Genomic DNA, 12,006 nt, shown 5'->3' on the forward strand with positions numbered 1-12,006 from the left:
AAATAATTAAAAAGCAGTGATACTCACTGCTTTTTCTTATTTTTTATAAGCTTTTACTATTTCACCATAATATAAATAATGATAATCTTCTTTAGGATAATTCTTTTTCAACTCTTCAGGAAATTTGTCTTTATCTATAAGGTCAACATATTTTATCTCACATTCGTAGTACATATCACAATTATATACAATTGGTGAATTGACAACTTGACTTGGTATAAATTTAATTTTGCTTATTTTTTCTTTATCTATATCTCTCCCTGACTTTGTTCCACAAATAGTTAATGCTTCTTTAAAGTCGTCACTATAGGGAATACTTATAGTATAATCTTTAGCCTCTTTTATTAATTCTTGTGTGTATCTTTGAGGTCTAACCATAGCAACAAAAAATGGTCTATTCCAGCTATATCCCACATATCCCCAAGCAATTGTCATTGTATTTACTATGTTTTTATTTTTTACTGTAAGAAACGCTCCCCTTTTACTTAGGTTTTCCATTGCTATTCCCAAATCTTCATAAAAATTCATTGTAAATTGGCTCCCACCTTTCTATTAGTATATTCATATTAGAAATTATAGCAGATAATAAATACATATGAAAAACTTATTTATTCATCATAATCTATATACTTGTCATTACATAAATATTTAAAATATCCAACTCGTTCTAAATTCTTTCTTGGAGCAATCAGAGTAGATTCTAAATCAGTTGCAACTCTATAGTGTTTTCTTGCTCTATTATAATCTCCTCGCTTTTCATAATAAATTCCTAATAAATTATGAATTCTACCTGAAGATAAATCCTCAGCCATAGCCTCTTTAATTTTATAAATAGCCAAATCATAATCATTTATTTTTAAATAGTAAATAGCTTTATCTATTGTACTATTTTTATCTTCATATACTTTAACCATTTTACTCAACTCCCTTTTTTATAATATATTACTATTGTATTTATATTTTAGTTAAGTTCACATTAAAGTTTTTATTATTATATAAAAATTGTATGAAGATTTTCATAAAAAAACAGCAATATTTAAATTGCTGTTTTACAAACTATAACTTTTTCTCCTTAAATCCTCCACCTTTTACTTCATCAATATTATTTATTGACACAAATGCATTTTTATCTTCTTTATATATGATTTCCTTTATTTTAGCAATTTGACTAGAAGAAACTACACAATATATCATTTTTTTATTTGCTTTTGAGTAAGCCCCTTGCGCATCTAAAAAAGTTACACCTTTTCCTGTAGTTTTCATTATACTATTAGCAATCTCCATGTTTTTCTCTGATATAAGTAAAATTAACTTTTGTTTATTAAAAACATCTTTTGCCTTTTCTATTGATATAGATGTTAAATACATAGAAATTAAAGTATACATTGCCTTTAGACCACCAAAGAACACACCTCCTGCACAAATAATAAAAAAGTTTATTATTAGAGATGCATTTTTTATAGATATATCATATTTAATTTTTAGAGCTGCCATTACAATATCTAAGCCTCCAACAGATGAGTTAGCCTTAAATATTAAACCAACACCAACACCTATTAAAACGCCTCCAAAAATGCTTTGAATCATTAAATCATCAATCCTTATATATTTATAAAGATTTTCTGAAATACCTAAAGCAAATGAATAAATAAACATATTGATTATACTTGTAAAAAAGAACTCCTTGTCCACGTATTTTTTACAAATTAAAAATATTGGGATATTCATAATTAATATGGCTACTCCTTGATTAATCCCAAGTAACTTATTAAATATAACAACTATTCCTGCTAGGCCACTACTAAGTAAATCTGCCGGTGTTAAAAAACCGTTAATTCCTATGGCGCATATTATTATACCTATAATTATTAATAATTGCTTTCCTACCCTACTTTCTAAAAAATCCACCTGTCACTCTTCTCCCCCCTTGAATATATATCTCCCAATTAATATTTTACCTGAATTTTCAGTATAATGGATAAGAATTATGTAAAATGATTTTTTTAGATAAAAAAAGCTGCTTATCTCAATTGATGCGCAACTTTTTATATTTTATTATTAATATACAAGCATTATTGGTGCATCGGTGTGTATACTTTAGCATCATCATAGTATTTTTGATTTTTCAAATATTCTATAATAAGTTGACCAATTTGCTTTCCTCATTTTAATCCTTCTACACAATCACATCTAAATTGAACTCCCACATGCAGCCTTGAAGTAGATGCTTATTTGGCAATTTCACTAAGTTTTTCAGATTCTGCTAGAAAGTAATAAGATAAAACTTCACAAGTAGCTTCAGATACTACAGAGTGTCCAGATAAATACGTTGGGCTCAATACCATGGTAAACTCTTTCTTCCCCTGGATAAAAAATGCGTGACCAACTATTATAAGAATTATTTCTATAATTTATTCTATTACAACTAGACTTATTTACCTTCTTAATATAAGTTTGTTATATTATATTAAGGTATGTTACAATTTGTTGCATTTTGTATTTTGCCATATAATTATTCTTATTTTTCTTTTATTGGTATCCAAACTTCAAATACTGAGTCTAATGGGTCTGCATTAATATATAACTCTATATCAGGTTGATTTGCATATTCATAAGAAGAAGATGGCAACCATTCAGTTATTGCTCTTTTTTCAACTTCTTGTATAGATTCTGGCATTTTACCTTTCCCAGGAAATACAGCCCATGTGCAAGGTTGAATTATATATTCATGCATACCTTCTTTTATCTCCTTATTTGTCTCAACTCCAATATAATATTCCCATTTATCCATAATATCCATACATGCACTAACTCCAAGTACTCCTTTGCTATTTTCATCCATAAGTGATATTACTTCATTTAACTTATTATTTTGCGATACTTCACACCAAAATTTAGGTACTTCTTGAAAATTTTCTTCAATATTTTTACTCATTTCTTTTTTTAACCCTACAATTCTTATTTCATCTCTTTTTATTATTTGATATTCCATATCTTTTACCCCTTTTATAGTAATTTTGAAACTTATTGGAGGATATGACTTTAGAACAGTTCCTGGCTTACTGGCTACAGACGGAGAAACCCCGTGGATCTTTTGAAATGCTCTATTAAAAGATGTAGGGCTTTCATAGCCATATTTATAGGATACGTCTATAACCTTTTCTCCTTTTTGTAAATCAAATGCGGCTATAGTCATTTTTCTTTGTCGTATGTATTCTGAAAGAGTAATACCTGCAATATATGAAAACATTCTTTGAAAATGATAAGTAGAACAACATGCTATTTTAGCAGCTTCATTATAATCTATATTTCCCTGTAAATTATCTTCAATATATTTTATAGATTCATTTAATTTATCCAACCATTCCATTAACATCTCTCCTCTAATTAATATTGTATTTGAGTAAAAATAGAAATACCTCTCATTTTGTGCACAGTAATGAGAGGTTTACATGTATAACACTCTTTATTAAATTCTATGTCTATACATAATATCCTTTATTATAATAAAATATTACATCCTGCTACAAATTTGAATTAAGAACCGCAGCAAACTACTAAGCTTTCTATAAAATAACATACTTTTATATAGTTTTAACCAATCTAAGTATATTCAATATTTATAGTTACTATATAAAATAGTATTGAGCATATTATTAATATAAAGTAAATTTTCAAGTAGGTTATTATGAGGAATATAATCGACTACGTTGAAAATGAGTTTTATACCTTTAACGAAAAAAAATTTAATACTGTAGACTCTCTTATTCTTTCTCAAGTCACAAATTTTTTGTACGATGATTTAGTAGGTGATCTGTATAGTCTAAAGCCTCCTGTATATTTTAAAGATTTATTAAAGGCTGAGTATTTTGAAAAAATGTTTCGTAGCTTTATTTTACCTAAAAAAATAAACAACTATTATTTGCTTTAACTGCAAGTCCATGATTTAGAAATATTGAAATTAATTACCATATATCAAAAATAAATATAGATGAAGAAAAACAATTTTCTGACACAACATTTATAATAAACAATGAGCTTGCATATTTAGGATTTAGAGGAACAGATATTACAGTAGTTGGTTGGAAAGAGGATTTTAATATGGCATTTGTATGCCCTATTCCATCTCAATTAGAAGGAGTTGCATATGTGAATACAATTTCTAAAATATTACCTCATAAATTGCATATTAGAGATCATTCAAAAGTTGGTAATATTGCTGCTTATTCAGCCATGACGGTGCTGGTTTTAGAGATAAAATTATAAAAAATAAAATAAATAAAACTATCCCTTACTCTTCTTTAGTTGGTATCCTACTCGAAAATCATGAGCATTATCATGTTGTAAAAAGTAGTGGTGTGGGTGACATAATGCAACATGATCCTTTATGGTGGGAAGTTGGAAAATGTGATTTCGTTTATTTAAATGAATTATCTTCAAAATCTAAATATGTTAACAAAACGCTTAACATTTGACTAAACCAAATTTCAGATAAAAAATGCAAACAATTTATTGGGGCATTGTTTGAAATTTTGAATTCAACTAAATGTGAAACTATTACTAATATTTCAGCTAATTATAAAACTAACTTTCCTATTATTCTAAATGCTCTAAAACATATGAATCCAGAAGAAAAAATTCTCCTGCTTAAAACACTATGTGATAGCCATGTAATTTCACACAACTACCTTGTTCAATCCAAATTGTTATAAACTAAAAAAGTGTAATGAGATTATAAGTAAATCTCATTACACTTTTTATTACTTATCTTTATAAGAACAGCAATAATCTCCGTAAGTTTTAACTCTTACTTCAAAAGCTGATTTTTCAGGAACTATAAAGCTGTCCCCTTCTTTATAAGTTCTAAATTCACTTTCACCAGGTAAACAAATATCCATTTCTCCACCTATAACTTCCATTAATTCTTCAACACCAGTGTTAAATACATATTCACCTGGCATCATAAATCCTAATGTTTTTCTTTCTCCATTTTCAAAATACACAGTTCTACTAGTTACTTTTCCATCAAAATATACTGTAGCTTTTTTTACAACTTTTACATTATTAAATTCCATAATTTTCTCCCTTATTATTTATATTAATATAATAATTCTATAAACCTCTTGCTTTATTAACACAAGATTTCATACATTCTATTATTGCACTTCTAAATCCTTTTTCTTCTAAAACTCTAACTGCTTCTATAGTAGTTCCTCCTGGAGAACAAACCATATCTTTTAATTCTCCTGGATGTTTACCAGTATCTAATACCATTTTTGCACTTCCCATAACTGCTTGAGCCGCAAATTTATAAGCTTTATCTCTAGGCATTCCGTCTGCAACAGCACCATCTGCTAAAGCTTCTATAAACATATATACATAAGCTGGTGAAGAGCCACTTACTGAAACTACTACATCCATTAAGTTTTCTCCTACAACCTCTACTTCTCCAAAACCACTTAGAATATTACATACATAATCTAATTCTTCTTTAGTTACTAAATCATTATGACAAACTCCTGTTATTCCCTCACAAACTAATGCTGGAGTATTAGGCATTGTTCTTACTATCTTCACATCTCTATCAAATAGAGAATTTAATCTTTCTAAAGTTTGACCCGGTGCTATAGTTACTATAATTTGATTTTCTCTTATATGGTCTTTTACTTCATTTATTACTGCTGCATAATATTGAGGTTTTACTGCTAAAACAACTACCTCAGCTTCTTCTATTACTTTTAAATTACTTTCTGTAGTTTCAATGTTTAAACTTTCTCTTGCTGCAGCTAAGCTTGGAGCATAAGCATCTGATGCTATAATCTCTTCACAAGGAATAATTTCATTTCTTATGATACCTCCCATCATAGCCTTTGCCATATTTCCTGCCCCAATAAATCCTAATTTTTTACTCATTTCAAATATCTCCTTTTCCCAAATCAACACTGTAGCTACTATTTAAATGGCTTTTAGTAACTACAGTGTTTTTATTTATAATAAATTTTAATTGTTTATGTTAAACAAATTAAAGTCTATAAAGCTTGTTCAGTACGCTCAATTATTTCATCTTGAAGAGCTTTGCTTAAGTTTCTGAAGTGGTCACTATATCCTGCAACACGAACTATTAAGTCTTTATACTCTTCTGGATTATTTTGAGCATTTATTAATGTTTGTCTATCTATAACGTTAAATTGTATGTGATGTCCATCCATATCAAAGTAAGCTCTAACCAAGTTTGACATTTGATCTAAACCATTTTCTCCTGCAACAACGCCTGGAGTGAATTTTTGATTTAAAAGTGTTCCACCAGTTCTTAAGTGGTCCATTTTAGATGCAGATTTTATAACTGCAGTAGGTCCATTTGTATCTCCACTCTTAGATGGTGAAATACCTTCTGAAACTGGTTTTTTAGCAAGTCTTCCATCTGGAGATGCCATCATTACCTCCCCAAAATAAACGTGGCAAGTAGTTGGTAGCATGTTTATTCTATATTGTCCACCCTTCATATTTGGTCTACCAGTTATTGTTTTTTGGTAGAAATTAAATACGTCTTGCATAATATCATCTGCATAATCATCATCATTACCATATTTAGGTGTTTTATTGCTCACTAAATTTTTGATTATTTCATGTCCTTCAAAGTTATCTTCTAAAGCTTTCATTAATTCTTCCATAGAGAATTTTTGCTTATCAAATACATTGTACTTAATTGCTGATAAAGAATCTGTTATTGTTCCTATACCAACACCTTGTATATAGTTTGTATTGTATCTAGCTCCTCCAGCATTGTAGTCCTTACCACTTGATATACAATCATTTGTTATTATTGATAAGAATGGTGCTGGCATGTATCTAGCATAAATTTCTTCTATTACATTGCTTCCTTTTATTTTTATATCTAAGAAGTATTCTATTTGTTTCTTGTAAGCCTCAAATAGTTCTTCAAATGATTTGAAGTCTTTAGCATATCCTAGTTGTAATCCTAATTGTTTTTTACTTACATTATCATAACCATTGTATAAAGTAAGTTCTAATATTTTAGGAAGGTTGAAATATCCTGTTAATATATAAGCTTCGTTTCCAAATGCTCCTGTTTCAACACATCCACTAGTTCCACCAAGTCTAGCATCTTCAATAGTTTTACCTGCATTTAGTAACTCTTGTATTATTGCTTCTGTATTATAAAATGCTGGTTGACCCCATCCTTTTCTTGATATTTCACAAGCTCTTTTTAAGAATTTACGAGGAGTTTTTTTACTAATTTGTACGTTTGAACTTGGTTGTAATAATTTCATTTCATCCATACAATCAAGTATTAAGTAAGAAACTTCGTTAACTCCATCTTTACCATCTTCAGTAATACCACCAGTATTTATATTTGCAAAGTCAGTGTAAGTTCCACTTTCTTTTAATGTTATACCTACTTTAGGTGGTGCTGGTTGGTTGTTAAATTTAACCCATAAGTTTTCTAATAACTCTAAAGCTTTTTCATCATCTAAATCTCCAGCTTCAACATCTTTTTCATAGAATGGATATAAATGTTGGTCTAATCTTCCTGGACTGTATGCATCCCATGGATTTAATTCAGTAGTTACCCCTAAATGTACAAACCAGTACATTTGTATTGCTTGCCAATAAGTCTTAGGCTTATGAGCAGGTACTACATCACAGTTAGCTGCTATTTGTAATAACTCTTCTTTTCTTGCTGGATCAGCTTCAACTTTTGCTAATTCTCTAGCGTAAGCTGCATATCTTTCACCTAAAGTTATTATTGCATCACAACATATATCCATAGCATTTAATTGAGCTAATTTGTCTACAGCTTCTTTATCATTAAAATAATCTATTTTTTCTTTAGCTGCTTTAATATCTTCCTTATAATCTAAGAATCCTTTTTCATATATTTTCTTTGAACCAACAGTATGTCCTGGTCCACGTTGCTCCATAAATTCAGTGAAAATACCATTTTCGTAACAAGTTTTCCACTCATCAGTCATAGCATTTAAAATTTTATGTCTTACTGAACGTTTTTCCCAGAAAGGTATTATTTTTTCTTCTTGTAATTTCATATCTTCTTCAGTAACTTTAAAGAAGATTAAATCTCTATCATTCATAACTTTCATGTCCTCTAATGTATGACAACAAAGTTCTGGGAAAGATGGTGATGATTGAGGTGAATCACCTTTTTCTCCAACTATTAATTCTCCTTCATTAATACAAAGTGTTTTGTTTTCCATAAAATGTTTAAAAGCTAAAGCCCTCATTTCTGGAATAGAAACAGATCCTTCATGTTCCATATAAGCATCAGTCATTAAATCAGCTCTTTCCATGTAAATATGTGGAGTAGCTTCTACACTTTGCTTTCTTAATTTTTTAATTCTTTCATTCATTCCTCTTTCCATGGTTTAACCCCCTATTTTTGTATTATTAAATCCATTTTTTATAAACAGTTCTTGAAGTTCTTTCATTCTGTCTTTGCTTGGAATTGTAAAGTTTTCACCTTTGTACTGCATATCTAATCTGTCATATTTACTGCTAGCAATGTTATGATATGGCAATAAATTCACTTGTTTTACACTTATATTTTCTTTCAAAAATTTAATTATTTCTTCCATATCCTTATTTTCATCATTTACAGTTCCTATAACTGGAATTCTTATATAAATATTTGCATTATTTTCACTTAAATATTTTAAATTACTAAGTATAAGCTCATTTCCCTTGCCCATATACTTTTTATGCTTTTCATTATCCATAGTTTTAATGTCATAAAGAAAGGTATCAACATATGGTAAAACCTTTTCATAGTTGACCTCCGGTGCATACCCGCATGTATCAATAGCCACATTATATCCTTTTCTCTTTATTTTCTTTAACAAAGAAACTATAAAATCGCTTTCTTGCAACATTACTTCACCACCAGATAAAGTTACTCCACCAAAAGAAGATTCATAGAACATACTATCTTTTTCAATTTCTTTCATTATGTCATTAATTGAATAATCATTACCCACAATTTCTCTAGCATTATTTACACAATAATCTAAACACTTACCACAAACTTCACAATTAGATCTATCATAATTAACACTTCCACTTTCTTCATCTTTTGTGTTATGTGAACAAATCTTAGTACAATATAAACAGTTAGTACATTTTTCTCTATTGAACATTACTTCTTTTTTAAAACTTTGACTTTCAGGATTATGACACCACCAACAATTTAGTAAACAACCTTTAAAAAAAACTGTTGTTCTTATTCCATCTCCATCATGGATAGAATATTTTTGAATACTTATTATATTTGGTATTTTCATAACCTCCCCTCTATATTTCATGTATATGAATTTTATTTCCTTATAATTTCATAATAATATATTGTTATTAATTTGTCATTGGTTTTTTTCATTATTTTTTATATTTTTTTATTAATATGAAATTATTTCTTATTTATATAAGTTGACTTATTAGGCGTATTATTTTAATATTTAAATTATTAATAATAAAATTCGAAAAGGGGTTAAGTAAATGAACTATAATACTACTATAGGTTTAAAAATAAAAGAGCTAAGAACGGAAAAAAAATTCACTCTTAAATACTTAAGTGAAGAAACAAATTTATCCATAGGCTTTTTATCTCAACTTGAGAGAGGAATGACTAGTGTAGCTGTAGACTCTCTTGCTAAGATTGCAAAAGTTCTAGATGCAAACGTTCTAGACTTTTTTGACTATCCAGATGAAAGTAATAAATCTTGTATAACAAGAAGTTATGATAGAAAGTACACAGTAATAGATTCAGAGATTATTCAATATACTTTAAACAAAGATACCTTTGCCTATGATATGCTTCCAAGAATACAAGAAGTCATGCCACATAAGTATAGTGAGCCTGAAGAAATAGAGCTATATTCTCATGAAGGAGAAGAATTTATATATGTACTTGAAGGTATTTTAACTTTAAATGTTGATAATTCAATAACTGATTTATATCCTGGCGATAGTGCACATATTAAATCAGAATCTCCACATAACTGGAGTAATAACACATCAAAGTTAGTAAAAATACTTACTGTAAATACTCCTAATCCATTAAAAAAATAATTTCACTAAAATGAAAAAGGATATGATATTCATATCCTTTTTATCTATAACCATTTACCACTTTTCACAAAGTTTTCTGCTTTTTCATGGGCTCTTTCAACTATATTCTGTTCATAACCGATTAAACTTAATAATTTAATTGCATTTCTTGACTTTGCCCTGCCTTTATTAAGCTTATAATCAAATACTATATCATCATCAGTAATTTCTTCTTCAAAATGATAATTATCATATTCTCTTTCCAATAAATAAGTCAACTCAATATCATGAGTTGCTGCAATACAAATAGTATTTGATTTATTTAAATGACTTAAAACTTCAGAGGATGATGCTATTCTCTCCACCGTATTTGTTCCTCTTAAAATTTCATCTACAAAACAAAGGCATGGTATATTTTCATTACATTTATCAATTATCCGTTTTAATGATTTTATTTCTACCATATAATAACTTTCTTCGTTTAATACATCATCTTTAAGAGCCATTGAAGTATATATATTAAAAAATGTTCCTTCATATTTTTTAGTACAAGAAGTGTAAATACTTTGGCATAAAATTTGGTTTATAGCCACACTTTTTATAAAAGTTGATTTTCCTGATGCATTTGACCCTGTTATAAGAACTCCTCTATTTATCTCAAGTGAATTACTCACTGGATTATTAATAAGAGGATGGTATATTTCCTCAAAATTTATAATATTATCTTCTTTTTTCCTACTAGTTGAAAGCTGTGGCTTAGAATAATAATCTAAAGAAGTTCTAAAAGAAGATATACTTATTAAAGCATCAACACCACCTACATATTCATAGATACTTTTCAAATACTCTTTATTTTTTATAATAGTTTCTTTAACTTTTTCATAAGTTATTAACTCTGATAAAGTAATCATATTAACATATTCACTAAAAAAATTTAAATCTGACAATATTGAGTTTGGATTTTTAGATATAGATTTTTTCTTAATTTTTTTAACTTTTTCCAAATCTTCTTCAATATTCTTTAAGTTATCGTCAAGTACTTTTATTCTCATATCTTTTATCTTAAATGCCACATTTATAGTTCTAATTATATATGTAAATCCACTAGTATCAATTTTTCTATTCTTATTATTAAAACTTATAAATATATTTAATGCTACACTTAACATTGTTATAAGAAGAAAACATTTGTTTACTCCTATTAATAATAATGATATAAATGGAATTACCCTTAAAATTCTATAAAATTGTAATCTATTTTTAGAGTTATCCTCTTCTAAAAACAAACAGAGAGTTGTATTAGCATCGTAATTATATCCCAAATTTGATAAAATCAATTGTAATTTAAGTCTTTCTTCAAAATTATGCATAAAATATTCAACAATATTATCTCTTTTTTTCAACTCTTTTAGACTATATAAAGGATTTCTCAGCATATCATATAATACTTCTCTTCCAGCAGAACTTTCTGTATTATTTATTTTTTTATAAACATCATCCATAGACAAATCACTCCATGTAATGTTATCTATTCCTTCCTTTTGATTCTTATTTTTAAAAAATGTAGCAATATTATTCATTTTATAGTCTGCATATTCAATATTTATTTCACACCCATAGTTTTCAATTATTTTAGTTTTATTTCTATTGAATCTCTTTCTAAATGAATATAAATCATATGATGAACAAATTATAATCATCAAAATTATACAAATAACAATTTTTATTATATCTCCCATTTTCCCCTCCTTATTACTTTGATCCTCAATCTTATATTTTAATCTTTATCTATTCAATAGTACATCTTTATTTTTTATATAACCTAGTTTTAAATATAAAATATACATAATTTGTACTTATTGTAGATAAAATCTATAAACAGTGTTATTATTTAGAAAACATACTTTTATCATTTTGATAATAATTTTA

10 protein-coding genes and 1 pseudogene are annotated in these 12,006 nt (G+C 27.7%); 2 read left to right on the forward strand and 9 right to left on the reverse strand.

Annotation, left to right across the window (positions count from 1 at the left end):
* Positions 1–36: 36 nt before the first annotated feature.
* From TEGL_RS12215 to TEGL_RS12230, 4 genes are all read right to left on the reverse strand, one after another.
* Positions 37–528: a flavin reductase gene (locus TEGL_RS12215; RefSeq protein ID WP_018592674.1), complete on the reverse strand. Its 492-nt coding sequence runs from the start codon at positions 526–528 to the stop codon at positions 37–39.
* Between the two features lie 80 nt (positions 529–608).
* Complete coding sequence (locus TEGL_RS12220) at positions 609–914, reverse strand: tetratricopeptide repeat protein (RefSeq protein ID WP_018592673.1); 306 nt, start codon at positions 912–914, stop codon at positions 609–611.
* A gap of 142 nt (positions 915–1,056) precedes the next feature.
* Positions 1,057–1,908, reverse strand: a complete 852-nt coding sequence (locus tag TEGL_RS12225) for a YitT family protein (protein WP_018592672.1) — start codon at positions 1,906–1,908, stop codon at positions 1,057–1,059.
* 610 nt (positions 1,909–2,518) lie between these two features.
* A complete protein-coding gene (locus TEGL_RS12230) occupies positions 2,519–3,370 on the reverse strand; it encodes an AraC family transcriptional regulator (protein ID WP_018592670.1) in 852 nt (283 codons plus the stop codon).
* 617 nt (positions 3,371–3,987) lie between these two features.
* Between TEGL_RS12230 and TEGL_RS19820 the strand changes: the two are divergent.
* Positions 3,988–4,475, forward strand: a pseudogene (locus TEGL_RS19820) (Mbeg1-like protein).
* A gap of 285 nt (positions 4,476–4,760) precedes the next feature.
* On the opposite strand, the gene TEGL_RS12240 reads toward TEGL_RS19820, so the two are convergent.
* The 4 genes from TEGL_RS12240 to TEGL_RS12255 all read right to left on the reverse strand — a co-directional run bounded on the left by TEGL_RS12240 (position 4,761) and on the right by TEGL_RS12255 (position 9,314).
* Positions 4,761–5,075: a pyrimidine/purine nucleoside phosphorylase gene (locus tag TEGL_RS12240; protein ID WP_018592666.1), complete on the reverse strand. Its 315-nt coding sequence runs from the start codon at positions 5,073–5,075 to the stop codon at positions 4,761–4,763.
* A gap of 37 nt (positions 5,076–5,112) precedes the next feature.
* The gene (gene proC, locus TEGL_RS12245; RefSeq protein ID WP_018592665.1) at positions 5,113–5,913 is read right to left on the reverse strand and encodes a pyrroline-5-carboxylate reductase; all 801 of its coding nucleotides are present in this window, start codon (positions 5,911–5,913) and stop codon (positions 5,113–5,115) included.
* A gap of 116 nt (positions 5,914–6,029) precedes the next feature.
* The gene (gene hypD / locus TEGL_RS12250; protein WP_018592664.1) at positions 6,030–8,399 is read right to left on the reverse strand and encodes a trans-4-hydroxy-L-proline dehydratase; all 2,370 of its coding nucleotides are present in this window, start codon (positions 8,397–8,399) and stop codon (positions 6,030–6,032) included.
* 3 nt (positions 8,400–8,402) lie between these two features.
* Positions 8,403–9,314, reverse strand: a complete 912-nt coding sequence (locus tag TEGL_RS12255) for a trans-4-hydroxy-L-proline dehydratase activase (RefSeq protein ID WP_018592663.1) — start codon at positions 9,312–9,314, stop codon at positions 8,403–8,405.
* 211 nt (positions 9,315–9,525) lie between these two features.
* Here TEGL_RS12255 and TEGL_RS12260 point away from each other — a divergent pair, with 211 nt between their 5' ends.
* Positions 9,526–10,098 (forward strand): helix-turn-helix domain-containing protein, encoded by a 573-nt coding sequence (locus tag TEGL_RS12260; RefSeq protein WP_018592662.1) that lies wholly within the window; start codon positions 9,526–9,528, stop codon positions 10,096–10,098.
* A gap of 44 nt (positions 10,099–10,142) precedes the next feature.
* Here the strand turns inward: TEGL_RS12260 and TEGL_RS12265 are convergent, their stop codons facing one another.
* Positions 10,143–11,816, reverse strand: a complete 1,674-nt coding sequence (locus TEGL_RS12265; protein ID WP_018592661.1) for a MutS-related protein — start codon at positions 11,814–11,816, stop codon at positions 10,143–10,145.
* Positions 11,817–12,006 lie beyond the last annotated feature (190 nt).

The organism is Terrisporobacter glycolicus ATCC 14880 = DSM 1288 (genome assembly GCF_036812735.1).
Taxonomy (GTDB): Bacteria; Bacillota; Clostridia; order Peptostreptococcales; family Peptostreptococcaceae; genus Terrisporobacter; species Terrisporobacter glycolicus.